The organism is Enterococcus hulanensis, assembly GCF_005405485.1.
GTDB classification, from domain to species: Bacteria; Bacillota; Bacilli; order Lactobacillales; family Enterococcaceae; genus Enterococcus_A; species Enterococcus_A hulanensis.
Window position 1 is genome coordinate 40378 of sequence record NZ_BJED01000012.1, and the last position, 24374, is coordinate 64751.

A 24374-nucleotide genomic window follows, 5' to 3' on the forward strand; every position below is an offset into this window, starting at 1 on the left:
GAACCCACCTACTCCACATTCACATGTTCATGAAGGGCATCTTCATTTGAAGTTTGATCACGTTGTGCAAGTTTTAAGGTTAAAGCATCCAATGTGATGTGCACCGTTTGATCGAAAAGACTGGATAGAAGCTGAACGGATTTTATTCCGGCACCCGTCTTAGTCGCTCCCGGGACAACGATTACTTTATCCGCCAATTTAGCTAGTGGTGAATCTTTATCACTGGTTAAAGCAACAATATCGAGACCCATTTTTCTCGCGGCTTCCGTATCAGCTACGATCCCCTTTGTCGTACCTGAACCAGAAATAGCGACCCAGGTGTCTCCCTTTTGAATCGATGGTGTAATCGTTTCTCCCATCACATAATCCGTATAGCCGATATGCATCAGACGCATCGCAAAGCCTTTCGCCTGAAATCCACTGCGGCCTGCACCGATCACAAAGATTCGTTTCTTTTTTTTAAATAGCGGCAATGCTTGATCCAATTCCTTCTCGTCGACTAATTCCATGACTTGATTGATTTCCTGCATAATCGTTTCGATTGTTTTCATTTGTGAACAGCTCCCATAAATTCATTTACTGCTTTTAACGGATCATTTGCTTTTGCAATTTTTGATCCTACGATGACAACTTCAATAATTCCTTGTTCTGCCAAAATCTGTGCCTGCTCCAAATCGATCCCGCCAGCAATTGCTAGCCGTTTGATTTCAGGGTATCTTTGACGAAACGCTTCAACACTTGCTGCTGCATCGAAATGGTCCTTGCGGTCAACTGAATGATGCAAAGCGTAAATTGCTTCTGGAAAATCTTTGATGCACTCGATTTTTTCGGCCGAAACTTCTAGTAAATCGATCATCATCGTTTTGTTTTCTTTTTGCGCCACATCGTAGCAAGCTTGCAAAGTATCCACGGATGCCGCTCCCATCACAGTAACGATGTCACCGCCGTGACGAAATGCTTGGTTGAATTCATAAGCACCTTCGTCAATGGTTTTACTATCGACTAATAAACGAGTCTGAGGTAAAACCTCTCTCAACTTTTCGATTGCTACGTTGCCATAATCCTTGACTAAGGAGGTACCCATTTCTAAAATATCCGTCTTGCCGTCTAATTGTTTAGCCAGAGCAACTGCATCCTCTAACGCAACACGGTCAATTGCTGTTTGTAATCTCATGCTTCCACTTCCTGTTTTTGTAAAAATTCTTCTAATTCTCGCGGCGTCGGATAGCCGTCATTATCGCCAGGGGATTGAACCGCCATCGCACCGATCGCATTTGCACGAATGACAGCTTCTTTTAATGCCTTTCCTTCTATTAAAGCAGTGATCAATCCTACCGCAAATCCATCTCCAGCACCGACAGTATCCACGACTTCAGCAACTTTAAAGCCTGGAACAGTATAGCTTGAGCCGTCTTTTTGTTTTACGAAGGCACCTTCGGTTCCCAATTTTACGATCACTGTTTTAGTCGCTTCGCCATTGTTCAAATAGAAGTCGGCGATCGCTTCTGGATCACGACTGCCCATTAAAATTTCTCCTTCGTTGATTCCGGGCAGCACAATTTCAGCATATGTGGCTAAGTCATTGATGATCTCTACCATTTCTTCCTGACTAGCCCAAAGCTGTGGACGCAAGTTCGGATCAAACGTCGTCCGAATATGATTTTTTCCCAATAAACTGATCAAGTAACGGAAAGCTTTTTGTGCTTCTGGCGAAATCGCTGGGAAGATTCCAGACAGATGTGCCATTTTTACCTCTGAAAAATCAATTTTATCTAAAACAGATTGATCAAAATGTGCCGCTGCCGAACCTTTGCGGAAATAGAAAATACTAGGGTCACCTTTACTGACACGATCCTTTAATTGAAAGGCAGTCCAAAAATCAGCAGTCTCTGAAATATAATCTGTTCCGATTTTGTTCTCATGCAAACGATCAATAATAAATTCACCAAAAGGATCTTTTCCGACTTGCGTAATGTATTCACTACTATGACCTAATCGTGAGACACCCACAGCTACATTGACTTCCGCTCCAGCCAGAAACTTTTGAAAATGGCAGGCATCCTTTAAAGACTTGTCGACCTCCTCTGATCCAAATAATGCAATAGGTTCTCCGATAGTTAAAAATTCACTCATGTTCATTTCCTCTTTTCTATTAAAGTAAGATATATGCAGCAATTAAATTCAAAACGGTAGCAGCCCATGCCCATGGCATTCCCGTTAATAGGAATGTCTTTGTATCTAAGCCAGCATATTGTACCGACCACAAATTCCATGACTGAGTGATACATGCTGAGACACCCATCATAGAAGGAACTACTAACAAACCATATAAGAAGTACTGATCGAACATTCCTGTTCCTACCAAGATCGCCGCAGTCGCAGCACCTGCACCGTAGAGCATCAAAGGTCCGCGGAAATATGATAGCGGCGCGATAATGGCAACAATAATAATCAAGACAAGTTTGCTATTGGGAATGATGGCTTGGAAAACACTGGTAAAGCCTGACATGGCGTGAACCGCAGCCGATTGGAACATTGTCAAAACAAACAGCATAATCAATAATCCAGCAATATCACTAATTGCATGTTTAGCGGTTTCATTCATCATCGTGACGAACTTGCTGTAACGCTTCATGTTACCTGTCGCAGCAAAAGCGATAATTGTTGATAATAAAAGAGCAGGTACGGCGTCCCATTTGGCAAAAATACTCAGTGCTACAGGTAAAACTGGCAATACATAAGTCCAAATTGGAACCTCAACAACTTCTGCTTCCATATCACTCTCAATAATTTCAGGTTTGCCATTGCGAATCTTCTTCGCGTTAAACAAGATGAAAAGAATCAAGATGACCATTTGGACACCCATTGCAACAAAACCAAAACGCTGGTAGTGCGGTCCCCACTCTACTTTAGGGAAGAACACTTGAAATTGAACAAACAGCACATTATTGACATACATCGCCGCACCAATCGCGATGGTAAAAATAGAAACGGCAATATTTTTGGGTACTCCGATCGAGAACATAATGGGGAAAAGAATTACCCCGACAGCGATGGCAGAACCAACACCATACGAACTAGTAAAAATTAAAGCGATTACAAGAGCGATTAAAATCGTTGCTAAAACCGGACTTTTCTTTCCGACTTTTTCTGTTCGGCGACTGATGCTTCCGGCAATCCCGGTATCCACTAACACTCGCCCGAACCAAGATCCAAAGATGATATATGAAGCCGTTTTTCCATAATTTAAAACCGGCTCAGTAAATATTTCCTTCACAGCTGTATTAAATGGAACCATTCCAATGATCGTCCATAAGATTGCCATTACGAAGAAGCCGACTGTTAAGTTCCCGCCTTTCATAGCATAAAGAACAAAAATGATAAAGGTTACAGCCAATAATATTCCTGTGATTGCGCTACCCATGCTTGTTCACCTCCTAATATTTATTTAGCTCGCTTAAAATACGTTGATATTTTGAAATTGGTTTGGCATGGTCTTCAACGAAGAAGTCATTCTCCAAATGATTAAATTTTTGAATCAAATAATAACCAGTTAGATAGGCCGCCAACGCTTCCTTTGCGGCTCCCTCCATGTCTTCCTTGTCGATTTCAGGCCGATGAATCGTTTCCATAAAATGGTAAGCAAATTTTTCCGGATCGATTTTTGTTTGTTGTTCAGTCATTATTTTTCACCTTCCAATAATTCTTTCGCTTCTAAAATTTCAGCATTTGTCGTTGTCGGATATTCAATCGCAACAGGTAGATCTTGCGGCAAAATCTGTAAAACTTTGCGCCAATCGATCTCTCCATGATCCAATCCAGCAGCCTGCGGTTCTTTATCTTCATACCTAACATCCTTCACGTGGATGTAATGCACATAGTCCTTCAACAATTCAGCAGCCTCAACTTCATCCTCGCCGACAAAGCGCCAGTTGCCGAGATCATAAACATAACCAATATCTATTCCAGCCTGCTTCACTGCTTTCATATAGGTAGCAATAGCATTGACTGCGCCAGATATTTGCGTCTGGTCATTTTCAATTGAAATTTCTACGCCTTGTTCAAGAAGCGTTTTCAATTGATTGCCATGAAGCTCCCCATTAAAATCACCGATATTCCATTTAATGTGTTTGACACCCATTCGTTTTGCTTCAACTAAATATTGTTCTAGCTTAGGATTGATTTCACCGCTGATATACACTTCATCAGGAACGCTGTAAAACAATTGCATGTTCAAACGTTTTGCTTCTGATTCAATAACAGGTAGCTCTTCTTCGATATTTTTGAAGTACTCTCTCCTGATCTCAACCTGTGTAAATCCTAAATCAGCTATCTCTTGTAATAGATCAGCTTGCAACTCACCATTTGCCACTCGATCAGCAAAAACTAAGAAATTAAGCACTAGTCTTTCATTCGTCATAATATCGCGTCCTTTCAATTAGTTAACCGGTTTCTATACACATATAGTAAACCGGTTTCTAAATGTTGTCAACGGTTACATTATTAAAAAACAATCCATGATCCAAAAAGAATAAGCCTTACTTGGAAACCGGTTTCCAAGTAAGGCTTATTCTAAAAAAATTATTTCGAAAAATAACTAAATTAAACTGACTTTCGCCAGCGAATATCTGACGGAACGATAATTTCCTGCATTTCCTTTGGTTCCTTCAACAATTCTAAAAGATTTTGAGCAGCAATTTTTCCAATCTTTTTTGATGGCTGCTCGATACTGGTAACCCCTGGGCCCACCAACTCGGTTAAGTTCCAATCGTCAAACCCTGTGATACCGATTTTTTCAGGTATTTGTATTCCTTCTTTAATTAATAAAGCCAAAACATCCATCAACACTCGACCATTAGAGGCAAAGAGCAGACTTTTCTCGTCACTATTAAATGTAGGCTGCAGCAACTCTGGCAGCTGCTCTTCGTTGGTTACCTCGATCAATTTACAAGTTTTTCCATCCGCCAAAACCGTTTTTCTGACCGTTTGATATCGTAGTTCCCGCGTACTTACATCCTTGACTGGTTCACTTACGACCACGATATTTTCATACCCTTTTTTTAACGCCTTTTCCAATACTTCCTGTGTTGCCTCAATATTATTCGTCATTACAGAGGTCCATTTTTCCGGTTCTGTTTGACGATCCACCAATAAAAGCGGGATATTGCGTTCTGTAACGAATTCATAGTTGGCAGATTGTCGTGATGATGGCTGCAGTATGATTCCTTCTACACTTTGATCTAACAATTTCTCCAACAGATCTTTTTCTTGGGTTACTGAATTGGCTGCATCCATAATAATCATTTGATAACCATTTTCCTCAAGCACAGAACCGATTCCCTTTAATAGCAAAGAAGAATAGAGATTAGAAATATCCGCCACAACGACACCAATCAAGTAACTATGCTTTGATTTCAATGCTTGGGCTTGCTTACTAGGTCGGTAATTTAAACGCTCGATAACTTCAGCGATCCTTGCTTTTGTTTCCTTGGACATATTGCCATAGTTATTATTCAAAAATCTTGAGATCGTCGTTTTTGATACGCCTGCTTCTTCCGCGACCTCTTTGATAGTAATTTTTTTCATTTTGCATCTCCAACTGTCTTTTTTATCATTGTAGCGAATTTCAGATCGAATGGAAAGATAACCATCCTTGCTTTTGTGTTATTGCAGCACTCAGTACTTAAAATGAAACATTGTTGGCAGGCAATTACTGCTCAAATTATTTGAAGTTACCTATCATTTGTAAGTATTTCCAAAATGTTGGTGATGTTTTGCTTTTTTTCTTTTATACTAAGTATAATCGAATCCATTAGGAGTGAGTTTATGAAGGACTATCGCGTGGCTTTTTTTGATATTGATGGGACATTAGTGGACAATCAGCTGCCACATCACCTGTCTTTTCTGGAGCGAATTCCAGAGTCAGCGAAACAAGCGCTAAAACAATTAAAAGAAAACAACATTGAGCCCGTGATTGCTTCTGGAAGACATCATCAAGTAATTGATGATTTTGCCTCTACGTTGGGGGTGGACAGTATTATCTCTTCCAATGGCAATTGCGTTCATTATCAAGGAAAAATGATCCATCAAAACATTATGTCGCCAACACTAGTTTCGGAGTTGCTAGAGCATTTACATGAGCGTCAAATTGAGTGTTTGATCGAAACGCCCTACAACCTTTTTTGCTACGATACGAATAAATACATGGGACAGCAAATTGCGAAAGAAAATATTCTAAAAACTGATGATCCACTGCCAAAAAATATTGTGCAGCTGCTGGTTCCTTGGAATGAATCGATTGATTATCAATTGGAGCAAGATTCTATTCTAATTGCTGAAAAAGTCGCTCCGGTTGCGGCAAGTATCCATTTGAAAAATGGTACAAAAGCAGATGGAATTCAAAAAATCTGTAAAACTATGAATATTTCTGTAAATCAAGCATTAGCTTTTGGCGATGAAGAGAATGACTTCACTATGTTTGATACCGTTGGCTTTCCAGTTGCGATGGGCAATGCGACTCCCGCATTGAAAGAAAAAGCTGCACATGTAACCGCCTCAGTCTCTGATGATGGTATTTGGAAAGCTTGTGTAGACTTAGGGTTAATTACAAAATAAAAAAATTCCGTCAGAATAAAATCTGACGGAATTTTTTTAACGTTCAGTAAGTTCTTGATAATTACGATCCTCGGAAACTTCCATATAAGCTGGTCGAATGATTTTTTGAACATTAATTAATTCTTCAATTCGATGAGCAGACCATCCTACGATACGCGCAATGGCAAACATTGGTGTATACAGCTCCTGAGGTAAATCTAACATGTGGTAAACAAAACCGCTGAAGAAATCAATATTAGCACTGACTCCTTTATAGACCTTCCGTCTTTCAGAGATAATCTCTGGGGCTAAACGCTCTACTTTGCGATATAAATTAAACTCAGCGGATGCTTCCGATCCCTTTTCGGTCGCTAATTTTTCTACATAGCGTTTGAAGATTTCAGCACGCGGATCAGATTCAGCGTAAATGGCATGTCCCATCCCGTAAATCAATCCTTGCTTATCAAACGCTTCCTTATTTAAGATTTTTTCTAAATAATCACGGATCTCGTTCTCATCTTCACAATTACTGACGTTCGCCTTCAAATCTTCCATCATTTGTGTGACTTTGATATTTGCTCCACCATGCTTAGGCCCCTTCAAAGAACCTAGTGCAGCTGCAATTGTCGAATAAGTATCTGTGCCGCTGGAAGTAACAACTCGAGTCGTAAAGGTCGAATTATTTCCTCCGCCATGTTCCATATGTAAAACTAACGCCATATCTAATGTTTGTGCCTCTTGGAAAGTGTATTTTTTGTCCGGACGCAACATCGTTAAGATGGCTTCTGCTGTACTCAGGTTTTCATCTGGGCGATGAATGTACATGCTGTCCCCTTTAGTGTAGTGATTGTACGCATGATAGGAATAGACCGCGATCATTGGAAAAGTAGCAATCAAGGATAAACTTTGATCCAATACGTTCTCAATACTGATATCATCTGTCTTATCATCGTAACACCCCAATGTCAGGACGCTTCTGGCCATCATATTCATAATGTTGTGCGAGGGTGCCTTCATAATAACATCACGTACAAAGTTAGTAGGAAGTGTTCGTCTTTTACCGATCAACGTTCTGAATTCTGCCAATTCGTCTTGGGTCGGCAAGGAGCCAAACAATAACAAATAACTGACTTCTTCAAACCCCAAACGCTTTTCTGAGACAAAACCATTTACCAATTCATTAATATCGATTCCGCGATAACGCAACTCGCCATATTTGGAAATGACCTTGTCACCATCCATAATCTGCGGATGAATCGTAGAAATATTGGTTAAACCAGCTAAAACTCCTTTACCATCGAGGTCGCGCAAGCCTTTTTTTACATTATGTTTCCTATATAAAGAAGCCTCTAAATAGTCCTCTTTTCGGCATACGTCAGCCATTTGGTTCAAATCTAACATCTCTGTGTCCTCCTAACCATTTTAATTTTAACAATCGGGTTAAGAAACATTATAACACCATTGGCGTAAAATGAAATAGTTTTAATAATTTCATTTACTTTCTTTTTTTTTATTCGTATAATAAACCCAACTGATTTTAAACGATAACGTATTCAGGAGGGATTTTGTATTGAACTGGAAAAAAGAGCTTTTCGTCAATGACGAACATTATACATACTTTGATCTTTCATCAATTGTCGATACGTACCAGAAAAAAATCGCTGATTACCCATTCAGCATACGAGTAATGCTAGAAAGTTTGGCGCGTCATCAGGAACTTTCAGATTTAGAAAATCTGATTGCCTTTGATGCAAAACAGCCATTTGGCGTGGTTCCATTTCGCCCATCACGCGTTGTTTTACAAGACTTTACCGGCGTGCCTGCAGTAGTCGATCTCGCAGCTATGCGTGATGCTGTGGTAAAACTTGGCGGAAATCCCAGAGTTATCAATCCTGAGATTCCCGTTACTTTAGTCGTAGACCACTCTGTACAGGTCGATTGCGCAGGGACTGAGGACAGTTTAGCTTATAACACTGAAAAAGAATTTGAACGAAACCATGAACGCTATCAATTTCTTAAATGGGCTCAACAAGCCTTCGATAATTTCGAAGTCGTTCCGCCCGAAACAGGGATCATTCACCAAGTCAATCTTGAGTATTTGTCGGATGTCATTTTAAAAAATAATGAAAATCTGCTTTTCCCTGATTCTTTAGAAGGAACGGACTCCCATACTACGATGATCAACGGATTAGGCGTGCTTGGTTGGGGGGTTGGCGGTATCGAAGCAGAAGCCGCAATCTTAGGTGAAGCTTCTTATTTTCCTACACCTGAAGTAATCGGTGTGGAATTGACTGGAACATTGAGTCCGGGGGCTACGGCTACGGACTTAGCTCTTTACTTGACTGAACTTTTACGTAACGAAAAAGTTGTCGGCAAGTTTGTGGAATATTTCGGAACTGGATACAAAACTTTAAGCCTTTCCGACCGTGCAACGATCGCCAACATGGCGCCTGAGTATGGTGCTACTTGCGGATTTTGCCCGATCGATGAAGAGACACTAAATTATCTTCGTTTAACTGGCCGTTCAGAAGAACAGGTCAAATTAGTAGAGGCTTATGCAAAACAAAATCAACTATTTTATGATGGTAATGAAACACCGATCTATACCCGCGTGATCAAACTAGACCTTTCGACTGTGCACTCTTCTGTCGCTGGTCCAAAACGGCCGCAGGATCGAATCCCATTAGCTGATGTAGCAGACAATTTCGAAGCCTCATTGACGAATCCAAGCGGGCCCAAAGGATTTGGTCTAAACTCAGATGAGCTTGATCGCAAAGAAAAGATCCAAGGAACTGATAATGCAATTGAAACTGGTGATTTGGCTTTAGCAGCTATCACTAGTTGTACTAATACCAGCAATCCGTCTGTCATGGTCGCTGCCGGTTTATTAGCTAAAAAAGCAGTGGCGTTAGGGCTAAAAGTTCCATCAACGATCAAAACTTCTTTGGCGCCGGGTTCAAAAATTGTGACTCAATATCTTGAAAAAGGAAATCTCTTAGACCCCTTAGCTGAACTAGGATTTGATATTGTAGGATACGGCTGTACAACTTGTATCGGAAATTCCGGCCCGCTAGATGCAGAGATCGAAACTACCTTAAAGGAAAGTGAACTGGTCGTTTCGGCTGTCTTGTCCGGTAATCGAAATTTTGAAGGACGTATCCACCCATTGATCAAAGCAAATTACTTAGCTTCACCCCCGTTAGTAATTGCTTACGCTTTAGCTGGTTCCATCAAAAAAGATTTAACAAAAGAACCGCTGGCTGAAATTGACGGAAAAAAAATCTATTTATCAGACTTGTGGCCTTCTCAAGAAGAAGTGAATGACTACATCAATGATTTCTTAAACCCTGAAGATTTCCGAGAAGCATATAAAAACGTTTATCAATCAAACGAACGCTGGAACAGAATCGAGACCTCTGAAGGTGATTGCTATGATTGGGACGATGCGTCAACATATATTGCAAATCCACCTTTCTTCACAAATCTTGGTCAAACGAAAAATGAAGAAAATCCGTTAGCCAACTTGCAAGTCTTAGCTAAATTTGGTGATTCGGTTACTACCGACCACATTTCCCCAGCCGGAAATATCGGACTTCAATCGCCTGCAGGCAAATACTTGAAGGATCGTGGATTAGCCTATAAGGATTTCAACTCGTTCGGCTCTAGACGAGGCAATCATGAAGTGATGATGCGTGGTACTTTTGGAAATATTCGGATTCAAAATCAATTAACGCCTGAAGTAACAGGCGGTTATACAAAACTAGCTACTACAGGTGAAGAGTTATCAATTTACGATGCAGCAATGCAGTACCAAAAAGAAGGCATCGGTACAATCATTCTTGCCGGAAAAGATTATGGAATGGGTTCATCTCGTGACTGGGCGGCAAAAGGAACAAATCTCCTAGGTGTCAAAGCTGTATTGGCAGAAAGCTATGAGCGAATTCATCGCAGTAACTTAGTAATGATGGGCGTCATTCCTTTTGAATACCTTCCGGGCGAAACAGCCGATTCACTTGGTTTGACTGGTTTGGAAAACTTCAGCTTTGATTTCCCTGCTGAGCCGACCATCAATCAAATCATCGATGTGACTGCTAAAGGAGAGAACGATATCCATTTCCAAGCAAAATTACGTTTTGATTCTGAGGCTGATATTGCTTATTGGAAAAACCAAGGGATCTTGCCTTTAGTTATCAATAAAAAAATGCAGAAGGAGCAAGCTTAATGACAAACACAGTTAATCCAATTATCCCCTACATCGAAGGCGATGGAATTGGACCAGAAATTTGGCAGGCAACAAAAAAAGTTATTGATGCGGCAGTCTCCTCAGCATATAAGAATGAGAAAAAGATCGACTGGCTGGAAATTCTTGCTGGTGAAAAAGCCTTCAATCAAACCGGCACTTGGCTTCCTAACGAAACCCTTGAAGCCATCAAAAAACATAAAGTTGCGATCAAGGGACCTTTGACTACTCCAATCGGAGAGGGATTTCGCTCATTGAATGTTACCTTGCGTCAAGAATTAGATCTTTATGCTTGTGTGCGGCCAGTGCGTTACTTTGAAGGAGTCCCTTCTCCTTTGAAGGAGCCTGAAAAAACCGATATGACGATTTTCCGAGAAAATACTGAAGATGTATACGCCGGTATTGAATTTTCTAACGGCTCCCAAGAAGTAAAACAGCTTTTAAGCTTTTTAACGGATCAATTATCGGTCACTAAAGTTCGCTTTCCGGCGACAAGTGCTCTGGGAATCAAACCAATCTCTAAAGAAGGCAGTGAACGTTTAGTCGCAGCTGCTTTAGACTATGCCATTGAGCAAGAAAAAACACGTGTAACATTGGTTCATAAAGGAAATATTATGAAGTTCACTGAAGGCGGCTTTAAAAAATGGGGGTATGATTATATCGATAAGCATTATCCTCAAGCTTTCACGATACATCACTATAATCAGATTTCAGAGGAGTCCACAGTTGAAAAAGCTGATGAAGCCTTAGCAAAAGCTAGAGCAGCCGGAAAAATTATCGTTGATGATGTGATCGCTGATAATTTTCTGCAGCAGATTCTTCTATATCCAGAAAAGTATCAAGTTGTTGCAACGACCAATTTAAATGGTGATTATATTTCAGATGCCCTAGCAGCTCAAGTCGGCGGGATTGGGATCTCACCAGGTGCGAACATCAATTATAAAACGGGGCACGCTATTTTTGAGGCGACTCATGGTACTGCTCCAGATATCGCTGGTAAAGGCTGGGCTAATCCTTGCTCCCTGCTCCTTTCGGCTGTCATGATGTTAGATCATCTTGGCTGGTTTGAGGCAAGTCAAAAAGTTACCAAAGCCATCGAACAAGCGCTTCAAAATAATCAGATGACTCATGATTTCGCTCAAATGCTAGACATTGAAGAACTATCAACAACTGAATTTGCTGATTATTTAATCGCTTCTATTCAAAATAAACAATAATACAGATATAACCCCATGGCAGCAAGCTTAGCCATGGGGTTATACGTGTTTATTCTACTTAATAGGATAGTTTTTCAAAATAAATAAACTATTTTTTTGATAATATATAAAAAAAGGCGACGTTATTTAATATCCATCGATATTTAGCGCACCAAAAAGCCCGCTCAGAAAGAATATTCTAAGCGGGCTTTTAAAACAGGACGGTCGATTAACTAAAGAAACATTCTCTAGAAATAATCCCTGCTACTTCACTATATTTGATCAATACTTGACCATTTACTTGATCAATCTTATCTGCATCCAATCCGTAAAAGCGCTCAACATTTACGATGCAGCCATTAGCTTCTTTACGGATCACCTCTCCAATGATCGGCCGAGCAAAATCAGTCTTACGGCACTCATAGCTTTCCCCTACAATAATCGCTTCTTTATTCATTCAACCACCTCATAAACGTTTTATACTACACTTATATAGTAGCATTAAGTGGATTAAAAAACCACATTAAGGGTGTTATTTATGAAATAAGCGTATTTTTAAGCAACATTCGTAATTTTAACCGATGTTTTCCAGTAATAATGATACATATTGCTCCAAATAGAATTGATCGATTTGATCATACATACCTATTTCTGAACTATCTAGGTCTAATACTCCGATCAACTGATCACCTTTTTTCATTGGTACAACAATTTCCGAACGAGCTGCTGAATCGCAAGCAATATAGTTCTTATGTTCTAATACATTTTCGACGATCAAGGTTTGATTCTTCTCTGCTGATTCACCGCAGACGCCTTTGCCCATGGCGATGTGAACACAGGATACATTTCCTTGGAATGGTCCTAAGATCAATTCGTCATTTTTATAAAGATAATAACCAGCGAATACAGTATCCTGTAGTGTCTGATTCAATAATGCTGATGAGTTTGCCAGATTTGCAATCAAATCTGTTTCGCCCTCCAATAATGCTTTTTGCTGCAATAGTAATAGTTTATATGCTTCTTCCTTCGCTTCTGGGGTTTTCCAACTCATAACAATTCCTCCAATAAAAATACATTTATTTAACTATACCATTTTTTTCTTATTTTTAAGTGTATAAAAATTGGCAAGTTTTGGTTTATTCTACCCCAAGGCTAGGAATTGCTCCATTGATTAAAAATAGTTTTTTCAAGTCAAAAACAGCGGTTTGTTTCAATAAAAACCGCGCTTGTCAAGTGATTTATCACTTATTTCCTCTTGTTATATATTTCATTATCGTTACAATCTATACGGTTAGATAAAAATTCAAATACTTTACACTTTTTATTCATATCTTCTTATATAATTGAACCCGAAAGATGAAAAAAGTGAGGGAATCCATTGATTAAGTTGAAAAAATATACGGCACTAACTTTGTGTGCCCTAACATTAACCGCAACCCCACTAACCGCTTTGGCAGATGAGTACGATCAAAAGATTGCCGATCAAGATAAAAAAATCTCTGACTTACAGCAAACGGAACAGTCTGCTGAAGATCAAAAGGCTGCTTTGGAAGAACAAGTTGCGGCTGTAGAAAAAGAAGTTAGTGATGTCTTAAAAGAAAAAACCAATGAAGAAAAGAAAATGAGCGATCTAACCGCTAAAATTGGCGTTCTTCAAGAAAAAATTCAGAAGCGTGAAGAACAACTGCGCAAACAAGCACGGGATGTTCAAACAAATCATGATGCAGGTTCTATCGTTGACGTTGTAATCAACTCTAAATCTGTTGGTGAAGCTGTTAAGAAAACAATGGCTGTCTCTACTATCCTTACGGCTAACAAAAACATCATGGAACAACAAACAAAAGATAAGGCTGAGCTTGAAAAACTTGAAAAAGAAGCGGAACAGCGCTTAGAAGTAATCAACAAGAAAACAGCTGAATTAAAAGAAAAACAAGATCAATTAGTGCAAACAAAATTGGATCAGCAAGTGAAAATCAACGAGCTCCAAGCAAGTATTGCAACTGAAAAAGGTCAAAAAGAAAAATACGAAAAACAGCAAGAAGAAGCTGAGAAGAAACGTCAAGAAGCTTTGAAAGCTTTAGAAGAACAACGTAAGAAAGAAGAAGAAGCTCGGGCAAAAGCACAAGTTGAGGCAGAAAAACAAGCTAAAAAAGCTGCGGAAGAAGCACAAAAAGCAGCCGAAGAAGCTGAAAAGCAAGCTGCTGCCGCTGAAACTGCTAAACAAAAACAAGAAGCAGAAATCGCTCAACTTGAAGCGCAACAACAAGAACAGCAAGCTAAACAACAGCAAGAACAAGCACAAACTGTTACAGATACTGGTGCTAGTCAGGTTACAACAAACCCTGCTCCAACAACTGAGGAATCAAAACCTGCGACAAACAGCAGCGGTTGGTCATCACCTTTATCAATCGGTTTGGTGGTAACTAGTCCATTTGGTCCTCGTCAAGATCCGACAGGCGCTTCTGGTACTCAGCATGATGGAATCGATTTTGCTGGTGCGGCTGGCACTCCGATTTTAGCTTCTAAAGGCGGAAAAGTCGTTGAAGCAGGCTTCCATTGGTCAGCAGGCAACCATGTAGTTATCCAGCATTCAGATGGCTACTACTCATATTACATGCACATGGTCTCTGCTCCTAGCGTCGGTGTTGGCTCAGATGTCAGCGCTGGTCAAGTCCTAGGCGGTATGGGAACAACTGGTAACTCAACTGGTGTTCATTTACACTTTGGTGTATCCACTGCTTTATGGTCAGGTTTCGTTAACCCTGCTCCATTATTAGGAATTTAGAAAAGACTTAAAAAGTGTAGAACAATAATCAGAATATATCTGATCATTGTTTTACACTTTTTTTATAGAAAGGACGGCTTGCATGACAATTGATGACATTATCACGCTTTTAAAAGAGGCTTCTTCTGAAAAGTTCAAAACAAACATTATTAAATTGGGAATTCCTGCTGAACATACGATTGGCGTCCCCACTTCTGAATTAAGAAAGCTTGCTAAAAAAATCCCGAAAGAAAAAGATTTCCTGCTGGCTTTATGGCAAACCGGCTATCATGAATGTAAAATACTCACTGTACTGGCGCTCAAGCCTAAAGACTGTACCGATGAGGATATCAACTATTTGATGGATGGAATCATTTCATGGGATCTTTGCGATTTATTTTGTAAAAATATTTTGATTAAGCAAGCGGATTTTGATCGTTTTATTCAACGATGGATTGATTCAGAGAATTTATTTTACAAGCGTGCAGCTTTCACTCTGATCGCCAGCACCTCAACGCATGCTTCCCTCTCCTCCGAAGAAATAAAAAATTACTTGAGCTTGATTGAGATTCATTCGGACGATGATCGTTTGTTAGTAAAGAAGGCGGCTTCTTGGGCATTGAGAGAATTAGGTAAAACCAATGAAGAAGCAAAAGAATTAGCCATTAATACGGCTAAGACAATGCAAAAGCAGGATTCAAAAACCAAACAATGGGTCGCCAAAGATGCGTTGAAAGAACTGGTTCTTTTAGTTCAAGCGCCTGGACGCTCACGCTTGATTTCTGCCAAATCAAAAATGGGAAAAGAAGTTTAAAAAATACCACACCCTCTATTTCGCGGGTGTGGTATTTTTCTACTCTGCTTCTTCGATATCCTTTGCGATTTCATCTAATTTTATTTCATTTTCTAAATAATCAGCGTTCTCGGTTGGGAAATGTTGACGGAATTCTGCCAGCTCCATCAAGTCTGCTTTTCCTTCTGCCAATTCGAAATCTAGAACGTGTCCGCCAAATTTGCGGTCATCGCTGATAAAATGCAAATGGAATCCTGCTGCGGCAGCTCCGTGAAATAATCCGGGAGTAAAGAAGCCGACGATTGTACCAGAGATATCATCTGCTTCAAACTCTGGCTGGTTTCGCGCGATTTCTACAAAACGCGGATAAGGTTTCACTTGTTTTGGAGCTACACGCACATGCATGTGTTTGAAGATTCCTTCTATTTTAACAGCCGCGAATAAATTGTGACTGATTTTTTCTAAAATCGCTGCTTTGACAAGTTCATCTGAGACATCGGTTAATGAAAATTGTTCATCTGATTCAAAATTTGTTACCGCAGCATATGGTGTCAGTTCCTCACCGGTTAAGCGATTGATATCTCCATTTTCATCAGCGTGATAGATGACACCGTCTAAGAAAATCACTTCTCCATTTGACCCTTCTAATGTGCCTAATCCAAAATCACCATAATTTGATAATGTTCCGATTCTTTCTGTACCGTCCATTAAATCTTGCATCAATCCGCCAAGTGTTCCATGTTGGTAGATATAACTTCTTGTTTTCACTGTCATCCGTAGTCCCTCCTGTTTCAAATTCATCGTTTCTTTTCTTAGTGAAAAAGATGACTACTTTTTTCATCTATATACGAATTTTCTTAATAAAATTGATCTGGCAAAATGGTCTTTCCTAGTTCCTTATTATCAGAGTAATCAATAGGAATATCGATGATCACAGGACCATCTGTTGCCAAGCCTTCTTGGATCGCAGCGTCTAGTTCGGATTTTGAGGTTGCTCGTAAACCTTTTGCTCCAAATGCTTCTGCATATTTTACAAAATCAACTGGTCCAAAGTGAACTCCTGAAGAACGATCGTATTTCATTTCTTCTTGGAATTCCACCATGTTGTAGCTGCCGTCATTCCAAATCAAGTGAATGATTTTTTGTTTCAAACGAACAGCCGTTTCCAGCTCTTGTGCTGAAAACAAGAAACCGCCATCTCCGGAAATGGAAAATATTTGAGTATTTGGTCGAACTAAAGCCGATGAGATCGCCCATGGCAAAGCGACACCCAATGTCTGCATCCCGTTGCTGAATAATAAATGACGTGGTTCGTAGCTGCGGAAGTGACGCGCCATCCAAATATAGTGGCTGCCGACATCAACCGTTACGGTCATTTCATCGGTTACATTTTTTTGTAAAGTATCGATCACTTCTAATGGATGGACACGGCCTTCCACTGTTTCACTCTTTTGATTTCCGTTTGTTAATTTTTCTTGCAGTGTTGATAAATAATGATCAGCGTCTGCCGATAGTTGATACGTATCGATTGAATCGCTCAATTTTTCGATCGTTTTTGCGATACTGCCGATTAATTCAGCTTCAGGCTGCATGTATTGATCGATTTCCATCGGTACTTCATCTATAACTACAATACGCGCATCCTTTTCTGCATTCCAGTTTCGTGCTTCATACTCGATTGGATCATAACCGATCGCCAAAACTAAATCGCTGCGTTTCAACAACATATCTCCTGGTTGATTACGGAATAATCCTACTCGACCAAAAAAATGATTTTCCAATTCGCGAGAAATGATTCCAGCTCCTTGGAAAGTTTCCACTACTGGCAATCCGGTTTTTTCAACGAGTTTGCGAATTGCAGCTGTTTCCTTTTTACCAGAAGCGCGCATCCCAACTAAAAGTGTTGGAAGTTTTGCATCATTGATGCGTTTGACTAAATCGGCAATATCTTCTTCAGATGCCGAACCTAAAATTGGTGCTGACAATGGTTTGATTGCTTCGCCCTTAACCTCGCCATCAGTCACATCTTGCGGAATTGATAAAAAACTGGCCCCTTTTTTGGCTGTCTTGGCGATCCGATAAGCATTCGCAATACTTTCTGATAAATTTTCTGGGTCTTGAATTTCTGAACTGTATTTTGTGATAGGTGCAAACAGCGCTGCATTATCCATACTTTGATGAGTTAATTTTGAAAGATCCGAACGTTTTACCTGACCCGCCAATGCCAAAACAGGATCGCCTTCCGCTGTTGCAGTAACTAAGCCTGTTGCTAAATTGCTTGCACCGGGACCGCTCGTTGCAAGCACAACTCCGGGCTCTCCAGTCAAACGGCCAATCGCTTGGGCCATGAACGCCGCATTTTGTTCATGACGAGCCAAGACTAGTTGTGGCCCATGATCTTCCAATGTATCAAATACGCCATCGATCTTAGCACCAGGAATTCCAAAGATGAAGGGTACGTTATGATTTTCTAAACTATTAACAATGATTTCAGAACCTTTATTACTCACTGTATTACATCTCCTTAAAATCTGTATCACTTATATTTGTCAATATAGCATCAATTCATTTATTTATCAACAATGAAACATCAATATTCTGTGTTTTATCAAAAATTATGAAAATCGTTTTTCATGGCGACTAGAAAAATCTATTTTCTATGTATAAGCTTCAACACTTTGGAAGCTGAGAGACGAAAAAAAGAAGCCTCATTGCTGAGACTTCTAGGTTTATTCTGGAAAATTAAATTCTGCTCCCCAATCAAAAGTACCCGAACTTTCAAAGCTTTGCGGCCAATGCGCACACCAATCAGGCCCCTTAAAGCTTTCTAGTACATCTGAACTCGCTGTATAAGGCTTAATATCCAAGATAGGACTATCATCTTCCGCGTCGAGATATTCAAGATATACTTTGTTTCCTTGAATCTCAATAATTTTTGCGGCGGATAACGCGATTGGATTGGGTCTAACTGGTCCGCGCGTTGCGAAAGTGCCTAATTCTTCTGGACCATTTGTGTAGGGCTTACTGACGGTCGTTCCTCGAAGCTCAGGAATATCTAAATGATGGAACCAATACAGCACATAAAGATGACTAAAATCATCCAACCCAATTAATCCATCTTGATATTCAGGCAGAAGCTCCAAATAAACTCCCGTATCTGTTTGTTTTACTTTACCGATTTCTTTGATTTCCATAATATCTCCTATCCCGGGATAAATGTTATCCCCATTTTTTTTGAGTCGCGACCTCTAATTAGAAGATAAATCCTCACGCTATGTGAGAGTCAAGGGGATTAATGGAATTTGTAATTCGGTCAAATATTCTTCTGGATTAGCTGTATGCTCTGGACCTACGTGACAAATTTGACGAGTGGCCTTCACCATTTCAAACTCAGGATGTTCATCCAGCCACTTGGCAAATGCTTGATAGGCTTCCGGAAGTTGATGACAATTGCCTTCCACGTACATGATCGCAGCATATCCAAGTGTTGGGAGCTGTCTCATTTGCAACGGTTCTTTTGCTTTCTTATTAGAAATAATTGCTACCTCGACATCCACGCCTTCTTCTAGATATTCTTCATCGTGAAAAATCGTCAAATTTTGATCCGGAGCAGCTGGAAAAGAAATGCCCTGTTTTTTTAATTGCTCCATAAATTCTTTCCACAACAGGCCCTCATGATAGAAGCTTTTGATTTTCTTTCGTAAACTGACGACTGAAATAGCTGGAATCTTTTTGATCGTCACTTGATACTTTTCTTTATGCTGCATGCGTTGGATCATCTGATGGATCTGCTGCTGACGAAATTGATCACGCTGAATTTCTTTTTCAATTTCACGATCCTTTTTTAGTAACGCCGCAGTAAAAATTTTAGGATCTTGCTGGATCAGATTTTTGATTTCCTTTAGCGAAAACTTCAAGTCTCTTAGTAAGACAATTTGGGCTAAAACTTCTAACTGTCTGACTGAATAATAACGATAGCCAGATTCTTCATCAACTAATTTTGGATGAAGCAGATCAATCTCGTCGTAATGACGCAAGGTTCGAATCGACACTTGTCCCAGTTGAGAAAATTCACCAATTTTCAGCAATAAAAACACCTCCATTGCTTATTATACCGATACTTTTGATTGTTATCAGCATTAATTTGTGGGATAATAAATACGAACTCTTGTTCTGGTTGTTGCATTTTATTTAGTAAAGAAGGTGTATTATGCATTACAAAGAATATAAAACAATTTTGTCCGCAAAGAATGGATTGAATCTCTTTCGCGGATGTACTCATGGCTGTATCTATTGCGACAGCCGCAGTGAATGTTATCAGATCAATCATAAATTTGAGGATATCGAGGTAAAGGCCAATGCGTTAGAGATTTTTGAACGAGAATTACAACGCCGACGAAACCCCTGCATGATCGGCACTGGCGCAATGACTGATCCGTATATCCAATTAGAGCCACGGCTAAAAATCACACGAGGCGCTTTAGAATTGATCGATAAATATGAATTTGGGGTCGCGATTCAAACCAAATCCTCCCGTATCCTGCGTGATTTGGACTTGCTGAAATCGATCAATCAAAAAACCAAAGCCGTTGTTGAAATGACCTTGACCACATATGACGAAGAGCTATGTAAAATTTTGGAGCCGCATGTTTCTACTACTAAAGAGCGTTTTGAGACATTGCTGAAATTTAAAGAAGCGGGTGTGCCGACGGTCGTCTGGTTATCCCCTATCCTGCCCTTCATTAATGATAGTGAAGAGAATTTACGCGGGATTTTGGATTATTGTATTCAAGCAGGCGTGAAAGGAATTCTTTGTTTCGGCTTCGGTGTGACGATGCGCGCTGGCAACCGAGAATATTTTTACCAGCAACTAGATAGACACTTTCCTGGTGTGAAGAAAAAATACATCTATTCATTTGGTGAAAATTACGTCTGCAACAGTCCTAACAACGATCAGCTAATGGAGATTTTTATCGAAACTTGTCAAAAACATGGTATCCTTTGGAAAATGGATGAAGTTTTTGGCTACTTGCATGAATTTGAGGACAAACGGGAACAATTGTCTTTATTCTAAAAAAATAGAATAAAACGCTTGCTATGAAACTCGTTTCATAAATTATACTTCTCTTGTAAAGAAAAAAAGGAGGAATTTTTTATGAATACGTATGTGAAAGTTCAGCACGACGACACACAAGAGCATTTTCAAGTTTCCCTGCATTTTTCTGAAGAACAATTGAGACTTGTAAGAAGCCGTGGATTTAAACGGCCGATTATTCAAAACCTTAAATTAGCTGAGATCAAACACTTATTTATCAGCGACCTATTAGGCAGTCCGATTGTCAGTTTCTTTTATCATGACCGCCGTTATACTTTTTATCAATTCGGTCCTGCGGTCATCGAATATTTAAAAGAACATTTAGCCGCTTAATACATTTAGAAGAGGTGTCCCCCATGGCAAATATCCGCGATATCGCAAAAATCACAGGTTACTCAGTGTCTACCATTTCTCGTGTCATCAATAATCATCCTTATGTCGATGATAAAAAACGGGCGAAAGTGTTAGAAGTAATGGCTGAGCTGAACTATGTGCCCAACCGATCTGCACAAAATCTGAGTTATGGCAGAACAAAAAATATTGGCGTAATTCTGCCATTTGTTAATCATGATTATTACGATCAGATGCTCAGCGGTATCATGCAGGCGGCCTTTGACCATGGCTATCAAATCAGTTTGCTGCCGACAAATTATGATCAAAAACTAGAAAAGCGTTACTTAGCAGAATTTTCTAAACGATCCTTTGACGGATTGATCGTCACTACGAAAGCTAACTCGATTCAAGTTTTCCTTGATTACCTGCAATATGGACCGATCATTTTTTGCGAAGAGATTCCAAATGCAGATGTCAGCTGTGTCTACATCAATTTAAAGAATTCTTTGAAGGAAGCTTTCTCTTATTTAAAAGAACGAGGCGTTACACATCCTGGGATGACGTTAGGCCGAAGTAAAAATATTAGCCATAACTCTGAGCTCTCGATCCGCATCGCAAAAGAAATCTATCCTGACTTTGACGAGGCAAATATTTTTTGGGATTGTATCGTAGCAGAGGACGGTATCCAAGCGGCGTGCTTTTTCAAAAAACAAAAGGTCGACGGCATTTTGACTTTTGGCGATAGTATTGCAGCCACGATTTTACAGCAATACGAGACGAACAAACCGTTGGTCATTGGGAGAGAAAATCTGCTGATAAGTGAAGTAATGGGGTTTTCCACCATCGATCATCATCTAGCGGAATGCGGAAAGAAAGCTTTTGAAGCTTTTTATCATCACAAACAGGAAAAAATCTGCATCCCTCACCATTTCATAAAAAGATAAGTACAAAAGGCAGCTGGAAAATGGAATTCCAGCTGCCTTTTTTGTGGCTTTACAAGTAAAGCTTTTCCCAATATTTTTATAGTTTTCCAAATTTCCGAATGGAAAGCATACTTTACATAGCTGGAAAAGGAACTTATAATTAAAGTACGGAAAGGAAACTTTCCATAGCAGAACTATTTTACTAAAGAGTCAATGGTAACTTCGATCACTTGATGTCCAAAATTGGCTGCTATCTTATAAGGAGGAAAAAATGATGAAAAAATCAACGCTTTATACAGGTTTGGTCTATGTATTAGCTGGAATAGTCTGTTTAGTAATCGCTTTGACAACTGAGTTCCGACTTGAATCATTATTATGGGGTTTGGCTGGAGCTGGGATTTTCTCAGGTGTCATTGTGCTGGGGAAATATTTTTATTGGATGAGTCCGGAACATAAAAACCAATATCAAGATCGTTTAAAAGATGAGTCGGTTAACTTGAACGACGAACGGAAAATCATGCTGAGAGATAAAAGCGGTCGTTTAGCCTATATCGCTATGTTGATTTTACAGTTAGCTCTCATGATTGTCTTCTCCATTATGAGTATGCTCGGTTATATGTCCCCTTTTTCTAAATATGCTTGTGTTGGCTTGAGTTTATTGCTGGTCATTCATTATATTTTTGGAATCGTTGCTTATAACCGTTTGAGTAAAACTTTATAAATACGTAAGCATGCCAGTTGAAGCCTTCCTTCAACTGGCTTGCTTTTATTCGATTATTTTATCACTGCTTTTTTTGGTGAAACCATCTGAATAATGTAACGGTTCATCCCCAATTTTTCGAAAATCTGTACACTGCTCCCTTAGTCTTCAGAGATACAGTCTTAATGCAGCTTCCTACTTCATTGATGAATAAAACATATGGAATCCCTCAGTTTCCTTCTATTTTTACGATACCATGAAAACGTTCTATCATCAGAAGCTCTTAATTTCGCTTGTTGCTGATGATAGCTGATTCTTCATAATTTCCACCGATTTTCCGATGGAATCATCCAGATTAAACAAACCACTAGAACCTAGGATCAAAATATCAGCACCTGCATCAATCATCATTTGATAGGTCTTTTCATTACAGGACCCATCGATTTGAATCTCAAAAACTAACTTTCTTTCTTCGCGAACAGTTTTTAAAGTTCGAACTTTTTTCAAGCTTTCCGAAATGAAGGTTTGACCAGCAAAGCCAGGATCAACAGTCATGACCGTTATGATATCAAGTAAGTGTAGATAGTCATAAACTAAACTTAGAGGTGTTTCAGGATTCAAAACAACACCCATTTTCTTTCCATGCTGTTTAATTTTTTCACTTAATCGAAAAGCATGACCATTCAAATATTCCGCATGAATACTGATTACTTCAACTCCTAGGTCTAACAATTGGTCAACATATTCGATCGGATTGGTTACCATTAAGTGAGCATCTATAGGGATTGTTGTATGATCTTTCAATTGTTTAATAAACCATGGAGACAAAGTCATGTTACTGACATAATGTCCATCCATAATATCGATATGATAATAATCGACAGTTTGGTTCAAGCAATTAATTTGTTCTTCAAATTTACTGATATCCATACACATCAACGAGGGTGATATTTTTACCATTTTTTTCTCCTTTAACTTAGTAAATCCTTTAATTAACTGACTGTCCACCATCAACAACAACCTCTGATCCTGTCATAAAGCGTGAAGCATCTGATGTCAAAAACACAACTACATCAGCCACTTCATCAGCTGTACTGATTCGTTGGTATAAAGGAATTCGACTCCCCATTTCAGCCATCGTTCGTTCCGTAGCCTCTGCCGCATGCTCTGCCATTTGAGTATTGATATAAGCTGGGTGAACTGAATTGACACGAATACCGCGAGGTGCAAACTCGATTGCAGCAGCTTTTGTCAATGCAGAGACGGCACCTTTTGAAGCGGCGTAAGCAATTCGATTCTTCGAGCCTAAAAATGAAGCAATCGAGCTGGTATTGATAACGCTACTACCTTCTCCTAACAATGGAGACATTACTTTTATCCCTAAGAAAATACTTAGCACATTAACATCCATAGTCTTCTTCCAAAGTTCAACACTGGTTTCTTCAATCGTTTCGATTTTGAAAATCCCGGCATTATTGAATAAAACATCGATCTTTCCATGTTTTTTCTTAATATCAGCAGCCGCATTTTTCCAAGCTTCTTCTTCTGTTGCATCAAAGCAATAAGCATGAATATCATTTTGCGGGAATTGTTTAAGCAAAGCTTCAACGTCGACCGCGTTTTTATCATTGGCTAATACTGTGAAGTCTTGATCCAATAATTTTGCGACAACTGCTGTTCCCAAGCCACCCGCAGCTCCAGTAACAAAGGCAGTCTTCTTTTCTTCAGTCATTTTC

At 39.5% G+C, this 24374-nt stretch carries 25 protein-coding genes; 9 read left to right on the plus strand and 16 right to left on the minus strand.

Going from position 1 to position 24374, the window contains the following annotated elements; genetic code table 11:
- Positions 1-8: 8 nt before the first annotated feature.
- From hxlB to FFR60_RS13835, 7 genes are all read right to left on the minus strand, one after another.
- The gene (hxlB, locus tag FFR60_RS13805) at positions 9-551 is read right to left on the minus strand and encodes a 6-phospho-3-hexuloisomerase (protein WP_137664593.1); all 543 of its coding nucleotides are present in this window, start codon (positions 549-551) and stop codon (positions 9-11) included.
- Positions 548-1174: an orotidine 5'-phosphate decarboxylase / HUMPS family protein gene (locus FFR60_RS13810; RefSeq protein ID WP_137664594.1), complete on the minus strand. Its 627-nt coding sequence runs from the start codon at positions 1172-1174 to the stop codon at positions 548-550. The genes hxlB and FFR60_RS13810 overlap by 4 nt, the downstream gene beginning before the upstream one ends.
- Positions 1171-2133 carry a sugar kinase gene (locus FFR60_RS13815; protein WP_137664595.1) on the minus strand — a complete coding sequence of 321 codons (963 nt, stop codon included), beginning with the start codon at positions 2131-2133 and terminating at the stop codon, positions 1171-1173. Before FFR60_RS13815 ends, FFR60_RS13810 begins: the two co-directional genes overlap by 4 nt.
- A 19-nt stretch (positions 2134-2152) precedes the next feature.
- A complete protein-coding gene (locus FFR60_RS13820; protein ID WP_088932798.1) occupies positions 2153-3424 on the minus strand; it encodes a gluconate:proton symporter in 1272 nt (423 codons plus the stop codon).
- 13 nt (positions 3425-3437) lie between these two features.
- Entirely contained in the window at positions 3438-3683 is a 246-nt protein-coding gene (locus tag FFR60_RS13825; RefSeq protein ID WP_088932799.1) for a hypothetical protein, read from the minus strand.
- Complete coding sequence (locus FFR60_RS13830) at positions 3683-4420, minus strand: sugar phosphate isomerase/epimerase family protein (RefSeq protein WP_137664596.1); 738 nt, start codon at positions 4418-4420, stop codon at positions 3683-3685. Before FFR60_RS13830 ends, FFR60_RS13825 begins: the two co-directional genes overlap by 1 nt.
- 182 nt (positions 4421-4602) lie before the next feature.
- A complete protein-coding gene (locus tag FFR60_RS13835; RefSeq protein WP_137664597.1) occupies positions 4603-5586 on the minus strand; it encodes a LacI family DNA-binding transcriptional regulator in 984 nt (327 codons plus the stop codon).
- Positions 5587-5826: 240 nt separating this feature from the next.
- On the opposite strand from FFR60_RS13835, the gene FFR60_RS13840 reads away from it, so the two are divergent.
- Positions 5827-6615 (plus strand): Cof-type HAD-IIB family hydrolase, encoded by a 789-nt coding sequence (locus FFR60_RS13840; RefSeq protein WP_137664598.1) that lies wholly within the window; start codon positions 5827-5829, stop codon positions 6613-6615.
- 36 nt (positions 6616-6651) lie between these two features.
- Here FFR60_RS13840 and FFR60_RS13845 read toward each other — a convergent pair whose 3' ends face one another.
- On the minus strand, positions 6652-7977 hold the full coding sequence (locus FFR60_RS13845; RefSeq protein WP_371853453.1) for a citrate/2-methylcitrate synthase: 1326 nt from the start codon (positions 7975-7977) through the stop codon (positions 6652-6654).
- 187 nt (positions 7978-8164) lie between these two features.
- Here FFR60_RS13845 and acnA point away from each other — a divergent pair, with 187 nt between their 5' ends.
- Both acnA and icd read left to right on the plus strand, forming a co-directional pair.
- Complete coding sequence (acnA, locus tag FFR60_RS13850; RefSeq protein ID WP_137664600.1) at positions 8165-10816, plus strand: aconitate hydratase AcnA; 2652 nt, start codon at positions 8165-8167, stop codon at positions 10814-10816.
- On the plus strand, positions 10816-12051 hold the full coding sequence (icd, locus tag FFR60_RS13855; RefSeq protein WP_137664601.1) for an NADP-dependent isocitrate dehydrogenase: 1236 nt from the start codon (positions 10816-10818) through the stop codon (positions 12049-12051). Before acnA ends, icd begins: the two co-directional genes overlap by 1 nt.
- Before the next feature lie 208 nt (positions 12052-12259).
- On the opposite strand, the gene FFR60_RS13860 is transcribed toward icd, so the two are convergent.
- Both FFR60_RS13860 and msrC read right to left on the minus strand, forming a co-directional pair.
- Positions 12260-12487 (minus strand): hypothetical protein, encoded by a 228-nt coding sequence (locus FFR60_RS13860; protein ID WP_088932805.1) that lies wholly within the window; start codon positions 12485-12487, stop codon positions 12260-12262.
- A 117-nt stretch (positions 12488-12604) separates the two neighbouring features.
- Positions 12605-13081, minus strand: a complete 477-nt coding sequence (gene msrC, locus FFR60_RS13865; protein ID WP_137664602.1) for a free L-methionine (R)-S-oxide reductase MsrC — start codon at positions 13079-13081, stop codon at positions 12605-12607.
- 327 nt (positions 13082-13408) lie between these two features.
- Between msrC and FFR60_RS13870 the strand changes: the two genes are divergently transcribed.
- Both FFR60_RS13870 and FFR60_RS13875 read left to right on the plus strand, forming a co-directional pair.
- Positions 13409-14815, plus strand: a complete 1407-nt coding sequence (locus FFR60_RS13870) for a peptidoglycan DD-metalloendopeptidase family protein (RefSeq protein ID WP_137664603.1) — start codon at positions 13409-13411, stop codon at positions 14813-14815.
- A gap of 82 nt (positions 14816-14897) precedes the next feature.
- Entirely contained in the window at positions 14898-15608 is a 711-nt protein-coding gene (locus FFR60_RS13875; RefSeq protein WP_137664604.1) for a DNA alkylation repair protein, read from the plus strand.
- Positions 15609-15647: 39 nt separating this feature from the next.
- On the opposite strand, the gene budA is transcribed toward FFR60_RS13875, so the two are convergent.
- The 4 genes from budA to FFR60_RS13895 form a co-directional block, all read right to left on the minus strand.
- Positions 15648-16361, minus strand: a complete 714-nt coding sequence (gene budA / locus FFR60_RS13880) for an acetolactate decarboxylase (protein ID WP_137664605.1) — start codon at positions 16359-16361, stop codon at positions 15648-15650.
- Between the two features lie 83 nt (positions 16362-16444).
- Positions 16445-18097, minus strand: a complete 1653-nt coding sequence (gene alsS / locus FFR60_RS13885) for an acetolactate synthase AlsS (RefSeq protein WP_137664606.1) — start codon at positions 18095-18097, stop codon at positions 16445-16447.
- Between the two features lie 219 nt (positions 18098-18316).
- Positions 18317-18781: a tRNA (N6-threonylcarbamoyladenosine(37)-N6)-methyltransferase TrmO gene (gene tsaA / locus FFR60_RS13890; RefSeq protein ID WP_137664607.1), complete on the minus strand. Its 465-nt coding sequence runs from the start codon at positions 18779-18781 to the stop codon at positions 18317-18319.
- A 78-nt stretch (positions 18782-18859) separates the two neighbouring features.
- Positions 18860-19684, minus strand: coding sequence for a MerR family transcriptional regulator (locus tag FFR60_RS13895; protein WP_249355009.1), 825 nt, complete (start codon positions 19682-19684; stop codon positions 18860-18862).
- Between the two features lie 113 nt (positions 19685-19797).
- On the opposite strand from FFR60_RS13895, the gene FFR60_RS13900 reads away from it, so the two are divergent.
- From FFR60_RS13900 to FFR60_RS13915, 4 genes are all read left to right on the plus strand, one after another.
- Complete coding sequence (locus FFR60_RS13900; protein ID WP_137664609.1) at positions 19798-20661, plus strand: SPL family radical SAM protein; 864 nt, start codon at positions 19798-19800, stop codon at positions 20659-20661.
- A gap of 81 nt (positions 20662-20742) precedes the next feature.
- Positions 20743-21015 (plus strand): hypothetical protein, encoded by a 273-nt coding sequence (locus tag FFR60_RS13905; protein WP_088932813.1) that lies wholly within the window; start codon positions 20743-20745, stop codon positions 21013-21015.
- Positions 21016-21038: 23 nt separating this feature from the next.
- Complete coding sequence (locus FFR60_RS13910) at positions 21039-21959, plus strand: LacI family DNA-binding transcriptional regulator (RefSeq protein ID WP_137664610.1); 921 nt, start codon at positions 21039-21041, stop codon at positions 21957-21959.
- Positions 21960-22209: 250 nt separating this feature from the next.
- Positions 22210-22659 (plus strand): hypothetical protein, encoded by a 450-nt coding sequence (locus FFR60_RS13915; protein ID WP_249355005.1) that lies wholly within the window; start codon positions 22210-22212, stop codon positions 22657-22659.
- Positions 22660-22911: 252 nt separating this feature from the next.
- Here FFR60_RS13915 and alsE read toward each other — a convergent pair whose 3' ends face one another.
- Entirely contained in the window at positions 22912-23598 is a 687-nt protein-coding gene (gene alsE, locus FFR60_RS13920) for a D-allulose 6-phosphate 3-epimerase (RefSeq protein WP_137664611.1), read from the minus strand.
- A gap of 28 nt (positions 23599-23626) precedes the next feature.
- The gene (locus FFR60_RS13925) at positions 23627-24370 is read right to left on the minus strand and encodes an SDR family NAD(P)-dependent oxidoreductase (RefSeq protein ID WP_137664612.1); all 744 of its coding nucleotides are present in this window, start codon (positions 24368-24370) and stop codon (positions 23627-23629) included.
- Positions 24371-24374: the final 4 nt, after the last annotated feature.

Coding starts and splice junctions, on each gene's coding strand:
- FFR60_RS13905 (WP_088932813.1), top strand. CDS start 20,743: ATGAATACGTATGTGAAAGTTCAGCACGACGACACACAAGAGCATTTT.
- FFR60_RS13860 (WP_088932805.1), bottom strand. CDS start 12,487: ATGAATAAAGAAGCGATTATTGTAGGGGAAAGCTATGAGTGCCGTAAG.
- FFR60_RS13925 (WP_137664612.1), bottom strand. CDS start 24,370: ATGACTGAAGAAAAGAAGACTGCCTTTGTTACTGGAGCTGCGGGTGGC.
- FFR60_RS13875 (WP_137664604.1), top strand. CDS start 14,898: ATGACAATTGATGACATTATCACGCTTTTAAAAGAGGCTTCTTCTGAA.
- FFR60_RS13845 (WP_371853453.1), bottom strand. CDS start 7,977: ATGGCTGACGTATGCCGAAAAGAGGACTATTTAGAGGCTTCTTTATAT.
- FFR60_RS13835 (WP_137664597.1), bottom strand. CDS start 5,586: ATGAAAAAAATTACTATCAAAGAGGTCGCGGAAGAAGCAGGCGTATCA.
- FFR60_RS13810 (WP_137664594.1), bottom strand. CDS start 1,174: ATGAGATTACAAACAGCAATTGACCGTGTTGCGTTAGAGGATGCAGTT.
- FFR60_RS13900 (WP_137664609.1), top strand. CDS start 19,798: ATGCATTACAAAGAATATAAAACAATTTTGTCCGCAAAGAATGGATTG.
- FFR60_RS13910 (WP_137664610.1), top strand. CDS start 21,039: ATGGCAAATATCCGCGATATCGCAAAAATCACAGGTTACTCAGTGTCT.
- budA (WP_137664605.1), bottom strand. CDS start 16,361: ATGACAGTGAAAACAAGAAGTTATATCTACCAACATGGAACACTTGGC.
- hxlB (WP_137664593.1), bottom strand. CDS start 551: ATGAAAACAATCGAAACGATTATGCAGGAAATCAATCAAGTCATGGAA.
- FFR60_RS13840 (WP_137664598.1), top strand. CDS start 5,827: ATGAAGGACTATCGCGTGGCTTTTTTTGATATTGATGGGACATTAGTG.
- icd (WP_137664601.1), top strand. CDS start 10,816: ATGACAAACACAGTTAATCCAATTATCCCCTACATCGAAGGCGATGGA.
- FFR60_RS13830 (WP_137664596.1), bottom strand. CDS start 4,420: ATGACGAATGAAAGACTAGTGCTTAATTTCTTAGTTTTTGCTGATCGA.
- FFR60_RS13825 (WP_088932799.1), bottom strand. CDS start 3,683: ATGACTGAACAACAAACAAAAATCGATCCGGAAAAATTTGCTTACCAT.
- FFR60_RS13820 (WP_088932798.1), bottom strand. CDS start 3,424: ATGGGTAGCGCAATCACAGGAATATTATTGGCTGTAACCTTTATCATT.
- alsE (WP_137664611.1), bottom strand. CDS start 23,598: ATGGTAAAAATATCACCCTCGTTGATGTGTATGGATATCAGTAAATTT.
- FFR60_RS13815 (WP_137664595.1), bottom strand. CDS start 2,133: ATGAGTGAATTTTTAACTATCGGAGAACCTATTGCATTATTTGGATCA.
- msrC (WP_137664602.1), bottom strand. CDS start 13,081: ATGAGTTGGAAAACCCCAGAAGCGAAGGAAGAAGCATATAAACTATTA.
- tsaA (WP_137664607.1), bottom strand. CDS start 18,781: ATGGAAATCAAAGAAATCGGTAAAGTAAAACAAACAGATACGGGAGTT.
- FFR60_RS13915 (WP_249355005.1), top strand. CDS start 22,210: ATGATGAAAAAATCAACGCTTTATACAGGTTTGGTCTATGTATTAGCT.